This window comes from Nonomuraea sp. NPDC059007 (assembly GCF_042740555.1).
GTDB lineage: Bacteria > Actinomycetota > Actinomycetes > Streptosporangiales > Streptosporangiaceae > Nonomuraea.
The window spans coordinates 119587-140414 of the sequence record NZ_JBHYJD010000009.1 but is presented as its reverse complement, the minus strand read 5'-3'; the positions used below and the strand labels follow the sequence as shown (position 1 = coordinate 140414).

The window sequence follows — 20828 nt, the reverse complement described above, 5'->3', positions numbered from 1 at the left end:
CATGACGTGGTTCACCCATGACAGATTCGGGATGTTCGTCCACTGGGGCCTGTACGCCCTGCCGGCCCGGCACGAGTGGGTCAAGACCAGGGAGAAGATGACCGACGAGCAGTACCAGGTCTACTTCGACCACTTCTCCCCCGATCGCTACGACCCGGCCGGCTGGGCGCGCGCGGCCAAGGCCGCCGGGATGCGCTACGTGGTGCTGACGACCAAGCACCACGACGGGTTCTGCCTGTGGGACAGCGATCTGACCGACTACAAGGCGACCCGCACGCCGTACGGGAAGGACCTGGTGGGGCCGTTCGCCGAGGCCTGCAGGGCCGAGGGGCTGAAGGTCGGCTTCTACCACTCGCTGATCGACTGGCACCACCCGTCCTTCCCCGTCGACGGCACCCACCCCCGCCGTGACGAGGTGGACGGCGAGGGCGGCGGCGACATCGCCGAGTACCGGCACTACCTGCACGGGCAGGTCCGCGAGCTGCTCACCCGCTACGGAAAGATCGACTACCTGTTCTTCGACTTCTCCTACGCCGGCAGGAAGGAGTGGTGGGGCGGCAAGGGCGCCGCGGACTGGGGCTCGGCCGAACTGCTGGAGATGGTCCGCGAGCTGCAGCCCGGCATCCTGGTCAACGACCGCACCGGCCTGCCGGGCGACTTCGTCACGCCCGAGCAGTACCAGCCCTCCGGACCACTGGCCGAGGTGTGGGAGGCCTGCCAGACGCTCAACGGAAGCTGGGGCTACGACCGCGACAACCTCGACTACAAGAGCCCGGAGCTGCTCATCCGCATGCTGGTGGACGGCGTCGCCAAGGGCGGCAACCTGCTGCTCAACGTGGGCCCGACCGGCCGGGGCGAGATCGACCCCAGGGCGCTGGCCATCCTGGCCGAGATCGGCGCCTGGATGGACCGGCACGAGCGCTCGATCCGCGGCTGCGGGCCCGCGTCGTTCACCCCGCCGGCCGACTGCCGCTACACCCAGAACGGCGACCGCCTCTACCTTCACCTGTTCAGCTGGCCGCTGCGCCACGTGCACCTGCCGGGGCTGGCGGGCAAGGTCCGCTACGCGCAGCTGCTCGACGACGCCTCGGAGATCCGGATGGTCGTCACCAAGCCCGGCGAGGTCGCGCAGAACACCAAGATGGGCGGGCAGCCGGAGGGCACCTTGACCCTTCAGCTGCCCGTTCAGCGTCCCCCGGTCGCCGTCCCGGTGATCGAACTCTTCCTTGCCTGACCGCTCACTCGCGCCAGGCCGGCCCGGTGTCCGCCGTGCTCGCGCTCCGCGGGACCCTCGGGGCGGCCTTCCCCGCGAGGGGCACGACCGTGATGCCGTCGGCGGTGTTGGGCGCGTTGACGTCGAGCGTGCCGCCGACGACGACGTTGCCGCGGAAGGTGTTGGGCTCGAAGACGAACTTCTGCAACGGCGGCGCGGTGTCCTGCTTGCTGGTCTGCACCGAGACGCCGCCCGCCGGGCGGTAGGCGAGGTTGCCGGTGAAGGTGTTGCGCGTGGGCAGGAGGACCATCTGGTAGCCGGGCCAGTGGTTCTTGTAGAACCAGCCGAGGTGCATGTCGCTCTTGGCGTTGTCGACGAACATGTTGCCGGTGAACCGGCTGTCGGTCACCTGTCCGTAGTGGAAGAGGTAGCCGTAGGGGGCGAGCGGGTTCTTCTGTGGCACGAAGCCGGGCGTCAGGTAGTCGAGCTGGTTGTTCTCGTCGAACATGTGCTCGCCGCTGGTGACCTTGAGCCCGTAACCGGAGACTCCGGCCACGTAGTTGCCGCGTACGGTGTGGTGGTCGCCGCTGACCCGGATGCCCTCGCTGGCCGGGTACCGCTCGCCCAGGATGACGTTGTTCTCGACCGTGTTGTAGTTGCCGTAGCGCAGGACGAGGCCGCCGCTGGACTGCTTGATCGTGTTGTGGCGCACGGTGTTGTGGTTGGACTTCAGCGAGATGATCTCGTCGTCGCCGTCGACGTGCTCGAAGAGGTTGTTCTCGATGGTGAAGTACGCCCCCTCCGTCGTCCCGAGATCGCCCCACTGCCCGTAACCCCAGATGCGCAGCGCCTCCATGCCGTTGCGCCCGATGTTGGGGACGTTGGCGAAGCGGCTGTGATCGACCTTGTTGTACGTGGCCCGCGGCCCCCGGTCGTTGCCCACGACAGGCTCCTGGTGGTTCTTGCCCTCCAGCAGGACGTGGTCGAGCCGGTTGGCGCCGCCGCGGAAGTAGACCCAGTAGTAGGCGGTCTGCGGCTCGGCCGGGTTGAAGTTCACCACGGCCGTGTCGGTGACCCGGCCCCGGTCGCTGTTGAACGTGATGACCGACCCCTTGCCCTCGGGCACGGTGCCGTCGGTGAAGGTCAGGCCGCTGACCACGAGGTCGGGACTGTTCAGCGAGATCCCCGACCGGCCGGTGAGCACGACCTTGCCGGGCGTCTGGGCCCGCAGCGTCACCGGCCTGCCGGGCGCGGTGGCGGCGCTGAGGTCGAGGAAGGCGTTCTCCCACGTGCCGTCGGCCATGACGATCGTGTCGCCGGGGCCGGCGTCCGCCAGGGCCTTGGCGAGCTCGGCCGGATTCGCCACGAGCACCTCGGACGCGGACTCGGCCACGGCCGGGCTCTGGGCCAGGCCTAAGGCGAGGACGGCCGCGGCGAGCAGGCGCGGAGCATTGATCATGAAACCTCCTACTAATCAAGGGAAATATCCCTCAAAAAGAGCAAAAAAGCCGCTAGATGCTCGTATTCATCGGAGCATTGAGAGAACCGTAGCCTCCGGGCAAGCGTTTTCCAAGAGCCCGGCGTACCGTGACTTGCGCGACGTTTGCACGCGCTGACGCGCTGTCAGCCATGCCGTCATGGCCCGCGGCCACGTCCCGAACCGACAGTGAGTGCATGAGCCCATCTGGTATGACCGCGGACCTCCTGCGGCAGGAGATCGACCTCAACGCGCTCACCGACGCGCTCGGCGAGCGCGCCCCCCAGCTACGGTCGGCCATCGAGACACGCGTGTCCGCCGCGATCAACGCGCGCACGACCTCGGAGCTGCTCACGCTGACCGTCACCGAAGGCGGCCACACCCGGACGGTGAGCCCGTCCCCCACCCCCGACTACGCCAAGTCGCTCTTCCACTACGTCAAAGGCACCGGCGGCGCGACGATCTCCTGCCGGATCGAGGACGTCGTCGAGGCCGCCGTCGTCGCGGCCACCACGGAGTTCTACCAGTCAGAGGAGACGATGGCGGACCTGGCGGAGGTCCTCGGCCGCCAGCTCGTGGAGAACGCCGCCATCCACCGCATCCTGGAGGAGGAGTTCCGCGACCTCGCCGCGCACGTGCAGCGGGAGGTGAAGGACTCCATCACGCTCTCCACGCACACCACCGTCGGTGAGCAGGCGGCCGACATGGCCCTCGCGAGCGCCACCCACGCCATGCACACCACGCTCGGCGCCACCGTCGCCGCCCTGCTGGCCAAGGCGCTCGCGCTGCCCATGGTGAAGGTCGCGGTGGCCAAGGCCGTGGGCGCCGTGCTGGCCAGCGCGGCGTTCCAGAAGGTCCTGATCATCCTGCTCAAGAAGATCGGGGTCGCGCTGGTCCTGAAGATGCTGCTGGTCAAGCTGTTCGGCGCGGGCGCCGGCGCGCTCGTCGGCTTCATCGTCATCCCGCTGATCGTCGCCTTCCTGGTGTACGAATGGAACACCTTCCCCCAGAAGATCGCCGCCAAGATGTCGGGGCAGGTGGCGGAGAAGCTCGTCAGCCAGAGCGCCGACCTCAACCGGCAGGTCGCCGCCTCCTTCGTGGCCGCCGCCCTCGACGAGGTGCTCGGCAAGCTGCACGACGACCTTCTCTCCCCGGCGAACTGACCTCCCGCGCATGCCAGGACGAAACGGTGGCCCTGTCCGCTGATGCGGGGGGCCGCCGGTGTGCGGGCTTGAATCTGCGAAGGGTAACCTAGGCGTTCGTGACGACGTTTCGTATCAGTGAAGCCGCCGCGCTGCTCGGGGTCAGCGCGGACACGATCCGCCGCTGGGTGGACGCGGGCCGCCTCGGCGCCGAGCGCGACGAGCACGGCCACCGGCAGGTCGACGGCGCCGAACTGGCCGCGTTCGCCCGCGCCCAGGTCGAGGAGGTCGAGGGCGGCCGGTCCTCGGCGCGCAACCGGTTCCGCGGCATCGTGACCGAGGTGATCCGCGACGCGGTGATGGCCCAGGTGGAGATCGCCGCGGGGCCGTTCCGTGTGGTGTCGCTGATGAGCCGTCAGGCCGCCGACGAGCTCGGCCTGGAGGTGGGGGTGGTGGCGGTCGCCGTGATCAAGTCCACCAACGTCGTCGTCGAGATCCCCGGTCACGAGCGCGTGGCCGGTGCGGCGTGAGGAGTCCCTCGATGTTCAGGCGTCTTTCCCCATGGGTCATCGCGCTGGCGGTGTTGTCCGGGTGCGGTTCCGGACAGCCCGCCGCGACGAGCGCCTCGGCCTCCCCCGCGGGCGGGGCCAAGGAGCTGACGGTGTTCGCGGCGGCCTCGCTGACCGGGACGTTCACCGAGCTCGGCAAGACCTTCGAGGCCGCGCATCCGGGCACGACGGTGAAGTTCAACTTCGGCTCCAGCGCCACGCTGGCCCAGCAGATCGTCCAGGGCGCTCCGGCCGACGTGTTCGCCGCCGCTAGCCCGGCCACGATGAAGACCGTCACCGACGCCTCCCTGGCCACCGCGCCCGCCACGTTCGTCCGCAACAAGCTGCGGATCGCGGTCCCGGCCGACAACCCGGCCAAGGTCGACGAACTGAAGGACCTGGCCGACCCCAAGGTCAAGGTCGCGCTGTGCGCCGAGCAGGTGCCGTGCGGGGCCGCCGCGGTCAAGGCGCTGGGCGCGGCCGGTCTCAAGGTCACGCCGGTCACGCTGGAGCAGGACGTCAAGGCCACCCTGACCAAGGTCGAGCTCGGCGAGGTGGACGCCGCGCTGGTCTACACGACCGACGTGATCGCCTCGGCCGGCAAGGTGACCGGGATCCCCTTCCCCGAGGCCGACAAGGCGATCAACGACTACCCGATCGCCACCCTGACCAAGGCGCCCGCCGGCGACCTGGCCAAGCGGTTCGCCGACCTGGTGCTGTCGCAGCAGGGCAAGGACGTGCTGACCAAGGCCGGCTTCGAGGCGCCCTGATCCCGATGAGCTCTACCACGCGGGAGCGGGCCGGGCGGCTGCCATGGATGCTGGTGGTGCCCGCCGTCGCCGGCCTGGTGTTCCTGGTACTGCCGCTGGCCGGGCTGCTGATCCGCGCGCCCTGGTCCACGCTCGGCCCGCGGCTGGCCGAGCCGCACGTGCTGGAGGCGCTGCGGCTGTCGGTGGTGAGCGCTTCCCTGGCCACGCTCATCTGCCTGGTGCTCGGCGTGCCGCTGGCCTGGCTGCTGGCCCGGGTGAGCTTTCCCGGGCGGCGGCTGGTGCGGGCGCTGGTGACCGTACCGCTGGTGCTGCCGCCGGTGGTCGGCGGCGTCGCGCTGCTGCTCGTGCTGGGGCGGCGGGGGCTCGTCGGGCAGTGGCTGGAGTCGGCGTTCGGGATCACGCTGCCGTTCACCACGGCGGGGGTGGTCATCGCTGAGGCGTTCGTGGCGATGCCGTTCCTGGTGATCAGTGTGGAGGGCGCGCTGCGCGGGGCCGACCAGCGCTTCGAGGAGGCGGCGGCCACGCTCGGCGCCTCCCGGTGGATCGTGTTCCGGCGGGTCACGCTGCCGATGATCATGCCGGGGGTGGTGGCGGGGGCGGTGTTGTGCTGGGCGCGGGCGCTGGGCGAGTTCGGGGCGACGATCACGTTCGCCGGGAACTTCCCCGGCACCACCCGCACGATGCCGCTGGCGGTCTACCTGGCGCTGGAGACCGAGCCGGAGGCGGCGATCGTGCTCAGCCTGGTGCTGCTCGCGGTCTCGGTGATCATCCTGGCCAGCCTGCGCGACCGGTGGGTGAACAGCCCATGATCGTGCGTGGTGCGGCGGGGGTGGAGGCGGTCGGTCTGCGGGCCCGGTTGCGGGTGAGCCGGCCGGCGTTCACGCTCGACATCGCGCTCGACGTGGCCCCCGGCGAGGTGGTGGCGCTGCTCGGGCCCAACGGCGCGGGCAAGACCACCGCGCTGCGCGCCCTGGCCGGGCTCACCGGCATGTCCGGCGGCCGGATCAGCCTGCGCGGCAGGGACCTGGACGCCCTGCCCGCCGAGAGCCGCCCGATCGGCATGGTGTTCCAGGACTACCTGCTCTTCCCGCACCTGTCCGCGCTGGAGAACGTCGCGTTCGGACCGCGCTGCCGCGGGGTCGCCAAGGCCGAGGCGCGCCGTACCGCCGCCGCCCTGCTGGAGCGGGTCGGGCTGGCCGACAAGGCTGCCGCCAAGCCGCGGCAGTTGTCCGGCGGGCAGGCCCAGCGGGTCGCGCTGGCGCGGGCGCTGGCCGTACGGCCCGAGTTGCTGCTGCTGGACGAGCCGCTGGCCGCGCTCGACGCCCACACCCGGCTGGAGGTCCGCTCGCAGTTGCGCCGCCACCTCAACGACTTCGACGGCGCCACCGTCCTGGTCACCCACGACCCGCTCGACGCCATGGTGCTGGCCGACCGGCTGATCGTGATCGAGGGCGGGTCCATCGTGCAGCAGGGCGCCCCCGCCGAGGTCGCCCGCCGCCCCAGGACCGACTACGTGGCTCGCCTGGTCGGGCTCAACCTGTACCGCGGGGTGGCCGCCGAGTCCGGGGTCAAGGTGGGCGAGCTGCTGCTGCACGCCAGCGAGCACTTCGACGGGCCGGCGTTCGTGGCCTTCCCGCCCGCCGCCGTGGCCCTGTACCGCTCCCGGCCGGACGGCAGCCCGCGCAACCTGTGGCAGGCCCGCATCGACGGCATCGAACGGCACGGCGACAACGTCCGCGTGCACCTCGGCGGCCCCGTCTCCGCGTTCGCCGACATCACCCCCGCGGCCGTGGCCGAGCTCGACCTGTCGCCCGGCCAGCGGATCTGGGCTTCGGTCAAGGCCACCGAGACCCACGCGTACCCGGCCTGACCGGCCCACCCCACCGCAGGCCAGCGGGGAGCGTACCCCTCCTGACCGGCCCACCCGCCGCAGGCCCGCGGCGAGCGATGGGATAGGAAGAGGGTGGAGCGGGGTGATGTGTCGTGATCGTTGTCGGCGTGGATGGTTCGCGGGCAGGGCTTGAGGCCGTCGGCTGGGCGGCCAGGGAGGCGGCGCCGCGCGGGCGGACCCTGCTGGTCGTGCACGCGATGCCCGCTTGGGCGCACGCCGCCGTTCCCGGCGAGCGGTATGCCGGGGTGGCCGAGTGGATGCGGGACGGCGCCGCGACCGTGCTCGCCGCCGCCGTCGAACGGGCCCGGCAGGAGGCGCCCGGCCTGGACGTCGAGCGGCGGGCCGTACCGGGTGACGCCCGTGCGGCGCTGCTGGAGCTGTCCGCCGGCGCCGACCTGCTCGTGATGGGCAGCCACGGGATGGGCGGCTTCCGCGGGCTGCTGCTCGGATCGGTGGCGGCAGGGGTGACCGGGCAGGCTGCCTGTGACGTGGTCATCGTCAGGGAACCGGCCGCCGCCGCGCCGCGCGGCGAGGTGGTCGTGGGGGTGGACGGCTCCGCGGCGAGTCAGCGCGTGCTCGCGTACGCCTTCGAGCACGCCGACCGGCACGGGCTGGCGCTGCGGGCGGTGCACGCCTGGAACCGGCTCGACCTCGACGGCGTCCTGGCGTCGGCCTCCGCGGAGGAGGACGAGCTGCGGCTGCTGAAGGAGGCGGTCGCGGGCTATCGCGACCGCCATCCCGACGTGCGGGTCGTGTGGGAGGTGGTGCACGACCATCCGGCGCAGGCGCTCAGGAACGCCTCCGAGGGCGCCGATCTGCTGGTCGTGGGGACGCACGGGCAGAGCGCGCTCACCGGACTGATCCTGGGATCGGTGAGCCAGGCGATGCTGCACTACGCCAAATGCCCGCTCGCGGTGGTCCGCAACGCGCCGGCGCCGCGTTAGGCGCGCTCGGCCAGGCCCAGGGTGAGCTGGCCGTTGAGGTCCTCCAGGTTCCATCCGCCGGTGCTGTAGGCCTGGTTGGTGATCCAGAAGACCATCACGCGCCTGCCGGTGAAGCGGGCGTACTGGCCGAAGGACCAGTCGTTGCCGCCGTCGTGCTCGGTGACCCGGCCGAGGCGGGTGCGGGGGACGATGCCCCAGCCGTAGCCGTAGTAGTGGCGTTCGCGCCGGTCGGTCAGCACGCGCGGGGTGAACATCTCGGTCTTGGCGCGGCGCGACAGGACGGTGCCGCCCTCCAGGGCGCGGTGCCAGCGGTACATGTCGGCGGCGGTGGAGAGCATGCCGCCGTTGCCGCGCAGGTACCAGTACGGGCCGTCCTTGGCCCAGGGGTGCTCGGTGGGACGGCCCTGCCGCCTGCCGCGCCTGTCGTACTCGACGGCCAGGTCTCCGGGTGACCAGCGCGGCAGCACGTACCCGGTGCGGGTCATTCCGGCGGGCGCGAACAGGTGCGTGGCCAGGAACCTCTCGTAGCCGAGACCGGAGGCGCGCTCGACGACGGCGGCCAGCAGGCTGTAGCCGAGGTTGGAGTAGCGGAACCCGGCTCCGGGGGCCTGGCGCAGGGGCGCGGCCAGGGCACGCCTGATCATGGTGTCCCGCGAGACGGGGACGTAGTCGTCGCCGAGATCGCCGAGGCCGGAGGTGTGCGTGAGCAGGTGGCGCAGGGTGATCGCGCGCTTGTCCGCGGGGACGCGGCCGAGATGGGCGCTGATCCGGTCGGTGGTGCGGAGTTTGCCCATCATCTGCAGCTTCATGATGGCCGCGGCGGTGAACTGCTTGGTGATCGACATGATGTCGTAGACGGTCTCGCACCCTGCGGGCGTCCCGCGTTCGCGGTCGGCCAGGCCGAAACCGGCGCAGTGCACGAGCCTGCCGTCGCGCACGACGGCGACGGTGCCGCCGGGACCGTCCGGCAGCGTCCTGGCGAGGAAGGACACGATCTCCTTGTCGACGGGAGCCGGCGCCAGCAGCGTGCCGGCGAGGGCGGCGTGGATCCATACGGAAGTCATGCCTTCGACGCTGGCCCGCCGGGTGGCTCGGAGGTGGCGGGACGGCTGTTCCGGGTTGTGCGGGTCTGTGCGAGTCGGCTGTACTGCCAGGCTATGAGTGACACAACTGATCCTTCGGATTTGCGGACGGGTGCCGAGTTCATGAGCGGGTTGCGCCGGCTCAAGGCGTGGTCGGGGCGGAGCTACCGGGAGATCCAGACGCAGGCGCGGCGGGCCGGGCACGCGCTGCCGTACTCGACGGCGGCGGGGATGCTGAAGCGTGAGACGCTGCCGCGCGAGCAGGTGGTGGAGGCGTTCGCGCGCGGGTGCGGGCTCGGGGCCGAGCAGGCGTCGGCCTGGGTGGCCGCACGCAAGCGGGTGGCGATGGAGGAAACACCGCGGACGCACACGCAGGCACGGGCTCAGGCTCAGGTGGGGCGGGGGCGGGTCGCAGGGCGGTGGCGGTGGGTTGCGGCCGTGCTGGTGGCGGCGGGGCTGGTGGGTGTGGCCGTCACTCAGCAGGAGGGGTTCGTCGTGGTGTCGGATGTTCAGGAGATCGAGCCGTAGCTCGGCAGGTGGGAGAGGTCGGCGGTCATGCGGGCCGCGGCCGAGGTGAGTTCGGGCAGGACGCGCTCCACGAGGGTCTGGGTGGTGGCGCGGCTGGCGTGCGTGGCGACGTTGACGGCGGCGACCACGTTGCCGTCGCCGTCGCGCAGGGGCACCGCGATCGAGCGGACGCCGTCCTCCAGTTCCTGGTCGACCAGCGCGTAGCCGTCGCCGCCCGCCTGCCGTACCGCCTCGGCCAGCAGCTTGGGGTCGGTGACGGTGCGGCAGGTCAGGGGTTTGAGCTCCAGTGCGGCGAGGCGGGCGGCGGGCTCGGCGGCCAGGAGCACGCGGCCCATCGAGGTGGCGTGGGCGGGGAAGCGGGTGCCGAGGGTGATGTCCACGCTCATGATGCTGGCCGTCGGCACGCGGGCGACGTAGACGACGTCGTCCCCGGACAGCACGGCGACCGAGGCGGACTCGCGCACTCGTTCGGCGAGCGCCGCCAGGTGTGGCTGGACGACTTCGGCGAGGGTGAGCGCCGACAGGTGCGCGTACCCCAGCTCCAGGACGCGCGGCAGGGGCACGAAGCGGGCGCGCCGCGCGCTCACGTAGCCGAACCGCTCCATCGTCTGTACGGCCCGCCGCACCGTGGCCCGCGCCAGCCCCGTGACCTGGGCCGCCTCGGCCAGCGTGAGCCCGCCGGGCGCGGCCCCGAGGGCGACGAGCACGCCGAGCCCGCGGGCCAGCGACTGCAGGTAGGCGGCGCCCAGCTCGTCCTTGGGCACGCGCGACAGGTCGGCGCCCGGCACGAGCCGCCGGGGCGGGTCGAGGCGTAGCGCGGCCTCCATGGCGGCGACGGCACGCCGCAGGTGGGGCAGGGCGTGTTCGCGCAGGCCGTCGGCGGTGTGCCGGCTGGTGTGGCTGATGACGCTGACCGCGCAGACGGCCTCGCCGCCGGGTTCGTGGACCGGCATGGCGACGGCGACCAGGCCGGGCTCGACGAGCTGGTCGTCCACGGCCCAGGGCACGGCGGCCCCGAGCAGCACGAACCCGGCGGCGCACCGCCCGGCGGCCAGCACGTCGCCGACGCGCAGGGCGACGGTCATCGTGCGCCGCCGGGTGTAGCGGGCGACGAAGCGTACGCTGCCGCCGTCGGGGACGGCGAGGGAGACCGACTCGTCCAGCTCTTCGGCGAGGGCCTCGGCGTGCGGGCCGAGCGTGGCGGGCAGGCCGCTCGCGGCGAGGTAGGCGGCGCCGAGCTCCAGCAGCCGGGGCGCGAGCAGTACGTCGCGGCCGTCGGCCCGCAGGTAGCCGAGGGTGACCAGCGTGGCCAGCACGCGGTCGACGGTCGCGCGGGCCAGCCCGGTGGCCTGCACCAGGTCGGTGGCGCGCCAGCGGCGTTCCGGCGCGGCGGTCACCACCCGCAGCACCGTCAGTCCGCGCTCCAGCGCTCCGCTCGGCTCCATGAGCCCTCCTTTGACAGCCCGGCGGGGCGGTCCCCATACTCGAAACCGGCTCATAGTGAACTTTAGTTCACTCTGCGAACGCTTGGAGCGACAATGGACAAGGTGGTCGGCTCCGCCGCGGAGGCGCTGAACGGCGTGCACGACGGCGCCTCCTTCGCGGTCGGCGGCTTCGGCCTGAGCGGCATCCCGGCCGTGCTGATCGAGGCCCTGCTGGACAGCGGCGTCACCGGCATCGGCGTGGTCTCCAACAACTGCGGCACCGACGGCGGCGGCCTCGGGCTCCTGCTGGCGGCCGGGCGCATCGCCCGCGTCACCGCCTCCTACATCGGGGAGAACAAGGAGTTCGGCCGGCGGTACCTGGCGGGCGAGGTCGAGGTGGAGCTGACCCCGCAGGGCAGCCTCGCCGAACGGCTGCGCGCCGGCGGCTGCGGCATCCCCGCCTTCTACACGCCCGCAGGGGTGGGCACGCCGGTCGCGGAGTCCGGCCTGCCCCTGCGCCACCACCCCGACGGCTCGGTCGCGCTGACCGCGCCACCCAAGGAGGTGCGGGAGTTCGACGGCGTGCCGTACGTGCTGGAACGCGCGATCACCACCGACTTCGCGCTGGTACGGGCGGCGCGCGGCGACCGGCACGGGAACCTGTCCTTCCGCAAGGCGGCGCGCAACTTCAACCCGCTGGCCGCGATGGCGGGGCGGATCACGATCGCCGAGGTGGAGGAGCTGACCGACCTCGACCCCGACGAGGTGCACCTGCCGGGCGTCTTCGTGCAGCGCGTGCTGCCGCTGACCCCGGAGCAGGCCGCGGCCAAGGGCATCGAGTGGCGCACGGTGCGGGCATGAGCTGGAGCCGCGACGAGATGGCCGCCAGGGCGGCGGCGGAGCTGCGCGACGGCGACTACGTCAACCTCGGGATCGGGCTGCCGACCCGCATCCCGTCCTTCCTGCCGCGCGGGATCACGGTCACGCTGCACTCGGAGAACGGCGTGCTCGGCGTCGGCCCCTACCCCGCGGCCGACGAGGTGGACCCCGACCTGATCAACGCGGGCAAGGAGACCGTCACCGTCGTGCCCGGCGCGGCCTTCTTCGACTCGGCGCTGTCGTTCGGCATGATCCGCGGCGGGCACATCGACGTGGCGGTGCTCGGCGCGATGCAGGTGTCCGCGGGCGGCGACCTGGCCAACTGGATGGTTCCCGGACGCCTGGTCAAGGGCATGGGTGGAGCCATGGACCTGGTGCACGGCGCGCGGCGGGTGCTCGTCGTCACCGAGCACACCGCCAAGGACGGCAGCCCCAAGCTGGTGCGGGAGTGCACGCTGCCGCTCACCGGGCGGGCCTGCGTGCACCGGGTGATCACCGACCTCGGTGTCCTGGACGTCACCCCCGAGGGCTTCGCGCTGGTCGAGACCGCGCCCGGCGTGAGCGTGGACGAACTGCGCGGCCGTACAGGAGCAGTGATCGGATGAGAGCCGTCTACATCGCCGACGCCGTGCGCACCCCCATCGGCCGGTACGGCGGGGCGCTGGCCGAGACCCGCCCGGACGACCTGGCGGCGCACGTGGTCAGGGCGCTGGCCGAGCGCACCGGGCGCGAACACGTGGACGAGGTGCTGTTCGGCAACGCCAACGGCGCCGGTGAGGACAACCGCAACGTGGCCCGCATGGCGGCGTTGCTGGCCGGGCTGCCGGTGAGCACGCCGGGCGCCACGGTCAACCGGCTGTGCGGTTCGGGGATGGAGGCGGTGATCCAGGCCTACCGCGCCATCGCGTTGGGCGACGCCTCGGCGGTCATCGCGGGCGGCGTGGAGTCGATGACCCGCGCGCCCTGGGTGCTGCCGAAGCCTTCGCGCGCCTTCCCGGCCGGGGGCGCGGAGCTCGTGTCGACCACGCTCGGGTGGCGGCTGGTCAACCCGCGGATGCCGGCCGAGCACACGGTGCCGCTGGGCGAGGGCGCCGAACTGATCGCCGACCGGTACGGCATCGCCCGCGAGACCCAGGACACGTTCGCCCTGGAGAGCCACCAGAAAGCCGCAAAAGCCGATTTTTCCCAAGAAATCGTGCCGATAGGCGATTTTTCGGCGGATGAGGGCATCAGACGCGACACCTCGCTGGAGGCCCTCGCCCAACTCAAACCCGCTTTCCGCCCCGGCGGCACGGTCACCGCGGGCAACTCCTCCCCCCTCAACGACGGCGCCGCCGCCCTCCTGCTGACCGACGAGGAAGGGCTCGGCGGCCGCGAGCCCCTGGCCCGGATCGTGGCCTCCGGCGTCAGCGCCATCGAACCCGCCTCCTTCGGGCTCGGCCCGGTCGAGGCGAGCCGCCGGGCCATGGCCAAGGCCGGCCGGCGCTTCGGCGACCTGGCCGTGGCCGAGCTGAACGAGGCCTTCGCCGCCCAGGTCCTCGGCTGCCTGGCCGAAATGCCCGAGCTCGACCCCGGCATCGTCAACCCGCGCGGCGGCGCGATCGCCCTCGGCCACCCTCTGGGCATGTCCGGCGCCCGCCTGACCGGCGCCCTGGCCCACCAGCTCGCGGAGGCCGGGTCGGGCACCGGCCTCGCCTCCCTCTGCATCGGCGTCGGCCAGGGCCTGGCCGTCGTGCTCGAAAGGTGACCCGCATGCTGACGCAGGACGACATCGACCGCGAGATCGCCGAGTGGGCGGCGCCGCCCGAGCCCTCCGGCCACCCGCGGCGCGACTACGCCCCCTACCGCAGCAGCGTGCTGCGCCACCCCAAGCAGCCGCTGGTGCCGGTCAAGGACCCGGACGCCGCCGAGCTGCGCGGACCCGTCTTCGGCGTCACCGACGTGACCGCCCTGGACGCCGACCTGACCAGGCAGCACACGGGCGAGCCGCTGGGCGAGCGCATCACCGTCGAGGGCCGGATCACCGACCGGCAGGGCCGCCCGATCCGCGGCCAGCTCGTGGAGATCTGGCAGGCCAACGCCTCCGGCCGCTACCCCCACCAGCGCGACGACCACCCGGCCCCGCACGACCCCCATTTCTCCGGCATCGGCCGCTGCCTGACCGGCGACGACGGCGCCTACCGGTTCACCACGATCAAGCCCGGCGCCTACCCCTGGCGCAACCACCGCAACGCCTGGCGGCCGGCGCACATCCACTTCTCCGTCTTCGGCAGCGCCTTCACCCAGCGCCTGGTCACGCAGATGTACTTCCCCGGCGACCCGCTCTTCCCCTACGACCCGGTCCTGCGCTCGGTGACCGACGCCGCCGCCAGGCAACGGCTGGTCGCCGCCTACGACCACGCGCTGTCGCGGCCGGAGTGGTCGCTCGGCTACCGCTGGGACATCGTGCTCGACGGGCCCGCCGCCACCTGGACGGAGTCATGACGTTCCCGCCGACGCCCTCCCAGACCGTCGGTCCCTTCTACGGCTACGCCCTGCCCTTCCCCGGCGGCGGCGACCTGGCCGGCGGCGGGATCACCGTGCACGGCCGGGTGTTCGACGGCGCGGGTGAGCCGGTGCCCGACGCGCTGCTGGAGTTCTGGCAGGCCGACGCGGCCGGTTCGCTGCGCGGCGCGCCGGGCAGCCTGCGCCGCGACCCGGTCACCGGGGCGGTCATCGGGCGGCACGGCGCGGACTTCACCGGGTTCGGCCGTGTCTCGACCGACGCCGACGGGCACTGGCTGCTGCGGACCGTGGCGCCGGGCAACGGGTACATCAGTGTGTGCGTGTTCGCGCGCGGGCTGCTGCATCACCTGTTCACGCGGATCTACCTGCGGCCCGGCCCGTTCCCCGACTCGATCGAGCGGGGCGGGACGCTGCTGGCCGTACCGGAGCGTGAGGGTGTGTACCGGTGGGACCTGTGGTTGCAGGGAGAGAAGGAGACGGTCTTCCTTGAGTTCGGCTGATCTGGGGTTGTTGTCGCCCATGCGGGCGGCGGGCGAGGCCACCGGCGACCAGGCGGTGCTGCGGGCGATGCTGGAGGCGGAGCTGGCGCTGGCCAGGATCCAGGCCCCGGCGGAGGCGGTCGCGGCGATCGAGCGGGCGTGCGCCGCGTTCCCCGCCACGACGGAGCTGTCCGAGCTGGCCGATCGGGCGCGGTCCGGCGGCAATCCCGTGATCCCGCTCGTCGAGCTGCTGCGCGCGGCGGCCGGCGAGCACGCGCGGTGGGTGCACGCGGGCGCCACCAGCCAGGACATCCTCGACACCGCGCTCATGCTCGTCACGCGGCGGGCGCTCGTCCCGCTGCTCGCCGACCTCGACACCGTGATCGCCGGGCTGACCCGGCTGGCCCGCGACCACCGCGACACCCCGATGGCCGCGCGCACGCTCACCCAGCAGGCCGTGCCCACCACCTTCGGGCTCAAGGCGGCCGGATGGCGCAGGCTCGCGATCGACGCGCGCCGCCGCCTGGCGGCGCTCGACCCGCCCGCCCAGCTCGGCGGCCCCGCCGGGACTCTCGATCCGGCGCTGTGCGCCGCGTTCGCCCGCGAGCTGGGGCTCGCCGCGCCGATCCTGCCCTGGCACGTCCTGCGCGCCCCGGTCGCCGACCTGGCGGGCGCGCTGGCGTTCACCTGCGGGGCGCTCGGCAAGCTCGCCGCGGACGTGCTGGTCCTGTCGCGCGGCGAGATCGGCGAGCTGTCGGAGGGCGCCGGCGGCGGCTCGTCGTCGATGCCGCACAAGCACAACCCCGTCCGCGCCGTCATGATCGCCGCCGCCGCGCGGCAGGTCCCCGCGCTGGCCTCCATCCTGTACGGCTCGCTCGCCGCCGAGGACGAACGGCCTCCCGGCGCCTGGCACGCGGAGTGGCAACCGCTGCGCGAGGCGCTGCGCCTGGCGGCCGGGGCCGCCCGTGACGCCGCCGAGCTGGTGTCCGGCCTGCGCGTGCATCCGGACCGGATGCGCGCCAACCTGGCCGTCCCCGGCTCCACCGGCGCCGCCGCCGACCTGGTCACCCGAGCGCTGGAGGACACGCCATGAGGCACCGGATCGACGGCCCGGCCGACGGCGAGCCGCTTCTGCTTGGCCCGTCCGTGGGCACGACCGCGCGGCTGTGGGAAGCCCAGGTGCCCGAACTCGCCCGCCGTTTCCGGGTGGTCCGCTACGAGCTGCCCGCGCTCGGCTCCGTCGGCGAACTGGCCGAGGCGGTGATCGGGCTGGCGGACACGCTGGGCATCGGCGCGTTCCACCACGCGGGCGTCTCCCTCGGCGGGGCGATCGGGGCGCAGCTCGCGCTGACGTGGCCTGGGCGGGTGCGTTCGCTGGCGATGATCTGCTCGTCGGCGCGTTTCGGCGAGCCGGAGGGCTGGCACGAACGGGCGCGGCTGGTGCGCGAGCGGGGCACCGCTCCGCTGCTCGACACCGCGGCGCGGCGCTGGTTCGCCGCCGGGGCGGGTACCTCGCGGGCCAAGGAGCTGCTGGACGATCTGGCCGGGTTCGACCCCGAGACGTACGCCGCCTGCTGTGACGCGCTCGCCGCGTACGACCTGAGGGGGTCGCTCGCCGCGATCGCGGCGCCCACGCTGATCGTCGCCGGGCGCGAGGACCCGGCCACGCCGCCCGCGCACGCCCGGCTGCTGGCCGACGGCATCCCCGGGGCGAGCCTGGTGGAGATCTCCGGAGCCGCCCACCTGGCCACCGTGGACCGCCCCGCGCAGGTCACCGCCGCCCTGTTGGCCCATCTGCCCCCGGCGGACGGCATGCGGGTACGGCGCGAAGTCCTGGGCGACGCGCACGTGGACCGGGCGGTCGCCCGCACCACCGCCTTCACCCGCGACTTCCAGGACTTCATCACCCGCTACGCCTGGGGCGAGATCTGGACCCGCCCCGGGCTCGACCGCCGCACCCGTAGCTGCGTCACGCTGACCGCGCTGGTCGCCGGAGGGCACCTGGAGGAACTGGCCATGCACGCCCGCGCCGCGCTCCGCAACGGCCTGTCCCCCGACGAGATCGGCGAGGTGCTGTTGCAGAGCGCGGTCTACTGCGGCGTCCCGGCGGCCAACGCGGCCTTCGCCGTGGTCCAGCGCGTACTGGAGGAGCCTCCGTCAGGAGCGTGACGGAACCGGCAGCGTGTCCAGGTTCGGCACCGTGAACGGGGCGGACTTGGCGGCGGCCTGATCGGCGCCGCACAACCCGGTGAGCAGGTGCCGCGCGTGGGCGATCTCGCCCGGCTCGGCGGCCGGGTGCCAGGTGAGGTTGACGCCGGTCGAGACCTGCCGCCGCAGATTCTCGGTGGTGAAGGAGTTGGTCGCCATGCCGATCACGCCGCCGTCGTGGCCCCAGGCCTTGCCGCCGCAGGGCAGGTCCAGCGAGAAGATGCCCAGGCCGTAGTCGGCCGCCGACGGCGCTCCCTCGCCCGGCAGGACCGGAACGGTCTGCTTCATCTGCGCCAGCGAGGCCTGACTGACCAGCTTGCCCCCGAGCAGCGCCCGGTAGAAGCGGTTGAGGTCGGACATCGTGGACACGATCGCCCCGGCGGTCGAGCCCCACGACATGTTGAACACGGTGTAGTCACGCGGCGGGTCGAAGTACCCGAACACCGACGTGTACGCCCTGGCGTGCGGGCGCGGCAGGTACGGCGTGCGCGGGAAGGACGTGTTCACCAGCCCCGCCGGGCGGATCACGGACCGGGTGATGTGGTCCTCGGCCTCCTCGCCGGTGACCTTGGTGATCAGCAGCGCGAGGACGATGTAGTTCGTGTTGGAGTACACGCCCGGCAGTTGTCCGGGTTCGCCGGTCTTGCCCACGCCCACTCCGAGGGTGATCAGCTCCTGCTTGGAGTACTGCCGGACCCGCATGGTCTCCAGGTCCTCCGGAACGGTGATCAGCGCCTCGTCGTAGTCGCCGAGGTGGCTGGTGTGGTTGAGCAGCATCCGCACGGTGATGCGCGCGTCGGGCAGCAGGCCGGGCAGGTACGTCTCCACCGGCGTGTCGAGTCCGATGCGGCCCCGCTCCACCAGCCGCATGACGGCCGTGGCGGTGAAGCTCTTGGTGATGCTGCCCACCCGGTGGCGCATGTCCGGCCGCATCTGCTGACCGGTCGTCACATCGGCACGACCGGCGGCCCCCCGCCACTCCTGGCGCCGGTAGCGCACGTCGGAGTAGATGCCGTAAACGCCGCCCTTCGGCACCTCCTCCAGCGTCTGCCGCAACGCCCGCCGGTCGAGCCCCGGGTCGGCGGCGGCCGGGGTGGCGGTGACGGTCGCGGCGGCCAGGATCGCCGACCCTGCCACGACTGCGGTCAACAGCTTCCTCGCGAGCATGATGAGCCCTTTCACGGAGTAACGCGGGACATCTCCGACCCTCCCAGCTCGAAGATCGTCCCGCCTCCGGCCCGATGCCGAACCCCGCCTCCTTCCCGAGGAGGAGAAGGAGGTAAGCGCGGCTACGAGCCCACCTGGTCCGGGGCCGTGACCCGGGTGACCGTGACGGCCGGGCCGCCGGGCCGTGCGGTCAGTAAGGCCACGGACTCCTGGTAGGCGGGGTCGAGCCAGTAGTCGGAGTGCCAGTACGCGAGGGGCAGCCGTTCCCCGTGCTCGGGGCGGGCCGGGTCCCAGCAGTGGCGGTCGACGACGTGGCCGCTCGCCGGGCGGGTGACCGACCCCATGAGCGGACCGGTGTCCGACGCCGTCGTCGCCGCCGTGGCCCACTCCGTGACGGGCCCCGTGATCGACCCCGGCGCTCTGGCCGGTTCTCCGGCTTCCTCGGGGGCCGCGGCCGCGTCCGGGATGCGGTGGAAGATGGGGCCGCCGATCGGGTCGCTGCGGCGGTACAGGTTGATCCACGGCACCTTCGCCACCTCCTTCAGGCACTCGGGGCCGAAGTAGGCGGGGAAGAAGGCCGCGTACAGGCGACGCAGCGGAGAGCCGTGCGTCAGCAGGCTGACGCGCTTCTTCATCTCCGGGTCGAGCTGCATGATCGCGGCGACCGCGATGACGCTGCCCTGGCTGTGTCCCGACAGCAGGACCCGGTCGGTGTCGCCGGGGGCGAGCGTGCGCAGGCGGCGCAGCAGGTCGGGGATGACCCGCTCGGTGTAGCAGGGCGGGGCGAGCGGGTGGATGGCCCGCGGCCAGAACGTGCAGATGTCCCACGAGATCCCGATCGTCCGGCGCAGCCCGTTGTCGCTGTACGCACGCCGGCCCAGCAGAACCAGCCCGACCAGCAGCGCGGCCAGCGCCCAGCTACCGAGGGTGGCCATGAGCCCGGCGACCCCGCCCACGGGGATGAGCAGGTTGAGCTGGTAGATGACGGTCACCACGGCGAACCCCGCCAGCCCGAACCCGGACAGCACCCCCAGGACCAGCCCGGCCTTGTCGGTCAGCGAGGCCAGCGCCCACATGCGCGCCACCGTGGTCTGGTTCTCCGCCCCGTACTGCTCCGTCAGCTCGGACGCCAGCGCCGCGGCCACCCTGAGCCGGACGCACACCAGGACGACGCCGGCGACCACCGCGCCCGCCCCCACGACGGGCAGCAGCGAGGCGGTCCACCAGGTCTCGTCACCCAGGAAGAGGCGGCGGCCGGGACCGCCGGCGGAGATCCCGGTGTTCATGGAGTCGGGGACCCCGAAGAAGGAGGCGGTCCAGAACACGACCCCGAGCCCGAGCGCGTTCACGCAGGCGGTGGCGGCCATCAGCACGAACCAGCTCGCCATCCCGCCCACCGGCCGCCGCGCCTCCCGCTGCCGGTCCATCAGCGCCAGGCCCAGCACGGCGGCCAGCAGCAACAGCGCCACCCCCACCGTCAGCGCGAAGGTCACCTGCCCCAGCACACCGGTCGGCAGCCGGTAGGCCGGCGCCCCGTTGGGCAGCCCGTTCAGCGCCACCAGGAACGTGACCACGAAGGCCCCCAGCCCCGCCCACCGCACCACGACGCACACCCCGTCGAGCCACGGCCGGCCGGAGTCCGACCGGGGGTTGACGCGGCGGGCCACGCCGGGCAGGAGCACCAGCAGCACCGCGGCCACCTGCACGCCCGCGTTGGCGAGCGTCAGGGCCAGCCCCACCCCGATCCCCGTGTACGGCAGCGCCACCACCAGCCCGATCGACCCGAGCGCGAACGCGAGATGGAGCGCCCGCAGCCGCCCCACGGGCCCTTCCCCGTGCCACAACCGCGGCTGGGCAAGGAGGGCGGAGGTGGACTCGGCCCCGTTGGACGGCATGGCCGTACCCTCGTCACGCATCCAGGTCCGCCGGCCGATCACCCACAGCAGCACCACGACGGCGAAGGGCACCAGCGCGGTGAGCGCGAGCCGGGGCGAGATCTCCTCCGGCCACAGCGCGTTCAGCCACTGCACCCACGACGGCGCTTCCGGCAGGGTGCAGCCACGGCCGGCCGCGGCGCACTGCCAGCCGACGAGGTCCACCGCGGCCCGGGTCACCGCTCCGACCAGCGCCCCGGTCAGCAGCAGCGCGTAGAGCCGCAGCCCGGCCTCGGCCACGTCCCGCAGCAGGATCGCCCAGCGGGACGGCGTACCGTCCGCGGACCGGGGCGCGGGGCGGGGCAGCATGAAGTACGCCAGGTTGACCAGCGCGAACGGCAGCAGCAACAACCACAGCGCGATCGTCTTGCCGCCGGAGGTGAGGCCGCCCCACGCGTACGCCTCCCTGCGCCGGACTCCGGGCAGGTCGGCGTCCTGGCCGGTCGGCTGCCCGCCGGGCCACCACCGCCGGTAGAACCCGGCCTCGTCGTCACCGCAGACCTGCCGCGGGTGGGGGTGGTTGAGGATGTCGGCGGGCGGGGTGCCGGAGACCCCGTGCACGCGCAGTTCGGTCACCCCGGCCGTGGTGGTGTCGTGGAAACCATCCATACCAGGCACGGTCCGGCATATCCGGGTA

20 protein-coding genes are annotated in these 20828 nt (G+C 72.8%); 15 read left to right on the top strand and 5 right to left on the bottom strand.

From position 1 onward, the window contains the following. The first annotated feature begins 1 nt into the window (after nucleotide 1). The gene (locus tag ACFWY5_RS17065; RefSeq protein WP_379632818.1) at nucleotides 2-1234 is read left to right on the top strand and encodes an alpha-L-fucosidase; all 1233 of its coding nucleotides are present in this window, start codon (nucleotides 2-4) and stop codon (nucleotides 1232-1234) included. Between the two features lie 4 nt (nucleotides 1235-1238). Here ACFWY5_RS17065 and ACFWY5_RS17060 read toward each other — a convergent pair whose 3' ends face one another. Next, a complete protein-coding gene (locus ACFWY5_RS17060; RefSeq protein ID WP_379619478.1) occupies nucleotides 1239-2672 on the bottom strand; it encodes a polysaccharide lyase 6 family protein in 1434 nt (477 codons plus the stop codon). Between the two features lie 215 nt (nucleotides 2673-2887). Here ACFWY5_RS17060 and ACFWY5_RS17055 point away from each other — a divergent pair, with 215 nt between their 5' ends. The 6 genes from ACFWY5_RS17055 (at nucleotide 2888) to ACFWY5_RS17030 (ending at nucleotide 7985) form a co-directional block, all read left to right on the top strand. Then, nucleotides 2888-3853 (top strand): hypothetical protein, encoded by a 966-nt coding sequence (locus ACFWY5_RS17055; RefSeq protein ID WP_379619480.1) that lies wholly within the window; start codon nucleotides 2888-2890, stop codon nucleotides 3851-3853. 98 nt (nucleotides 3854-3951) lie between these two features. After that, complete coding sequence (locus tag ACFWY5_RS17050) at nucleotides 3952-4362, top strand: molybdopterin-binding protein (RefSeq protein ID WP_379619482.1); 411 nt, start codon at nucleotides 3952-3954, stop codon at nucleotides 4360-4362. A gap of 11 nt (nucleotides 4363-4373) precedes the next feature. Then, nucleotides 4374-5150, top strand: coding sequence for a molybdate ABC transporter substrate-binding protein (gene modA, locus ACFWY5_RS17045; RefSeq protein ID WP_379632816.1), 777 nt, complete (start codon nucleotides 4374-4376; stop codon nucleotides 5148-5150). Between the two features lie 5 nt (nucleotides 5151-5155). Continuing rightward, the gene (locus ACFWY5_RS17040) at nucleotides 5156-5959 is read left to right on the top strand and encodes an ABC transporter permease (RefSeq protein ID WP_379619486.1); all 804 of its coding nucleotides are present in this window, start codon (nucleotides 5156-5158) and stop codon (nucleotides 5957-5959) included. Next, a complete protein-coding gene (locus ACFWY5_RS17035; protein WP_379632814.1) occupies nucleotides 5956-7020 on the top strand; it encodes an ABC transporter ATP-binding protein in 1065 nt (354 codons plus the stop codon). The genes ACFWY5_RS17040 and ACFWY5_RS17035 overlap by 4 nt, the downstream gene beginning before the upstream one ends. 113 nt (nucleotides 7021-7133) lie before the next feature. Continuing rightward, entirely contained in the window at nucleotides 7134-7985 is an 852-nt protein-coding gene (locus tag ACFWY5_RS17030; RefSeq protein WP_379632813.1) for a universal stress protein, read from the top strand. Here ACFWY5_RS17030 and ACFWY5_RS17025 read toward each other — a convergent pair. After that, entirely contained in the window at nucleotides 7982-9049 is a 1068-nt protein-coding gene (locus ACFWY5_RS17025) for a serine hydrolase domain-containing protein (RefSeq protein WP_379632811.1), read from the bottom strand. The genes ACFWY5_RS17030 and ACFWY5_RS17025 overlap by 4 nt on opposite strands. A 141-nt stretch (nucleotides 9050-9190) precedes the next feature. Between ACFWY5_RS17025 and ACFWY5_RS17020 the strand changes: the two genes are divergently transcribed. Continuing rightward, the gene (locus ACFWY5_RS17020) at nucleotides 9191-9595 is read left to right on the top strand and encodes a hypothetical protein (RefSeq protein WP_379632809.1); all 405 of its coding nucleotides are present in this window, start codon (nucleotides 9191-9193) and stop codon (nucleotides 9593-9595) included. On the opposite strand, the gene ACFWY5_RS17015 is transcribed toward ACFWY5_RS17020, so the two are convergent. Beyond that, nucleotides 9577-11040 carry an IclR family transcriptional regulator C-terminal domain-containing protein gene (locus tag ACFWY5_RS17015; RefSeq protein ID WP_379632808.1) on the bottom strand — a complete coding sequence of 488 codons (1464 nt, stop codon included), beginning with the start codon at nucleotides 11038-11040 and terminating at the stop codon, nucleotides 9577-9579. The genes ACFWY5_RS17020 and ACFWY5_RS17015 overlap by 19 nt on opposite strands. A 93-nt stretch (nucleotides 11041-11133) precedes the next feature. On the opposite strand from ACFWY5_RS17015, the gene ACFWY5_RS17010 reads away from it, so the two are divergent. Genes ACFWY5_RS17010 through pcaC form a run of 7 tightly spaced genes read left to right on the top strand, consistent with a single transcriptional unit; the run spans nucleotide 11134 to nucleotide 17051 of the window. Next, nucleotides 11134-11880, top strand: coding sequence for a CoA transferase subunit A (locus ACFWY5_RS17010; RefSeq protein ID WP_379619498.1), 747 nt, complete (start codon nucleotides 11134-11136; stop codon nucleotides 11878-11880). Then, entirely contained in the window at nucleotides 11877-12503 is a 627-nt protein-coding gene (locus tag ACFWY5_RS17005; RefSeq protein ID WP_379619500.1) for a CoA transferase subunit B, read from the top strand. The genes ACFWY5_RS17010 and ACFWY5_RS17005 overlap by 4 nt, the downstream gene beginning before the upstream one ends. Next, complete coding sequence (locus ACFWY5_RS17000) at nucleotides 12500-13645, top strand: thiolase family protein (RefSeq protein WP_379632806.1); 1146 nt, start codon at nucleotides 12500-12502, stop codon at nucleotides 13643-13645. The genes ACFWY5_RS17005 and ACFWY5_RS17000 overlap by 4 nt, the downstream gene beginning before the upstream one ends. Nucleotides 13646-13650: 5 nt before the next feature. Beyond that, nucleotides 13651-14382 carry a protocatechuate 3,4-dioxygenase subunit beta gene (gene pcaH / locus ACFWY5_RS16995; RefSeq protein ID WP_379619504.1) on the top strand — a complete coding sequence of 244 codons (732 nt, stop codon included), beginning with the start codon at nucleotides 13651-13653 and terminating at the stop codon, nucleotides 14380-14382. Then, nucleotides 14379-14903 (top strand): protocatechuate 3,4-dioxygenase subunit alpha, encoded by a 525-nt coding sequence (locus tag ACFWY5_RS16990; RefSeq protein ID WP_379632804.1) that lies wholly within the window; start codon nucleotides 14379-14381, stop codon nucleotides 14901-14903. Before pcaH ends, ACFWY5_RS16990 begins: the two co-directional genes overlap by 4 nt. Continuing rightward, entirely contained in the window at nucleotides 14890-15975 is a 1086-nt protein-coding gene (locus ACFWY5_RS16985; protein ID WP_379632802.1) for a lyase family protein, read from the top strand. The genes ACFWY5_RS16990 and ACFWY5_RS16985 overlap by 14 nt, the downstream gene beginning before the upstream one ends. Further along, entirely contained in the window at nucleotides 15972-17051 is a 1080-nt protein-coding gene (pcaC, locus tag ACFWY5_RS16980) for a 4-carboxymuconolactone decarboxylase (RefSeq protein WP_379632800.1), read from the top strand. The genes ACFWY5_RS16985 and pcaC overlap by 4 nt, the downstream gene beginning before the upstream one ends. Here pcaC and ACFWY5_RS16975 read toward each other — a convergent pair. Both ACFWY5_RS16975 and ACFWY5_RS16970 read right to left on the bottom strand, forming a co-directional pair. Beyond that, entirely contained in the window at nucleotides 17040-18257 is a 1218-nt protein-coding gene (locus ACFWY5_RS16975; protein ID WP_379632798.1) for a serine hydrolase domain-containing protein, read from the bottom strand. The two genes, pcaC and ACFWY5_RS16975, sit on opposite strands and share 12 nt — an antisense overlap. Before the next feature lie 122 nt (nucleotides 18258-18379). After that, a complete protein-coding gene (locus ACFWY5_RS16970) occupies nucleotides 18380-20800 on the bottom strand; it encodes a hypothetical protein (protein ID WP_379632796.1) in 2421 nt (806 codons plus the stop codon). Between the last annotated feature and the right edge of the window lie 28 nt (nucleotides 20801-20828).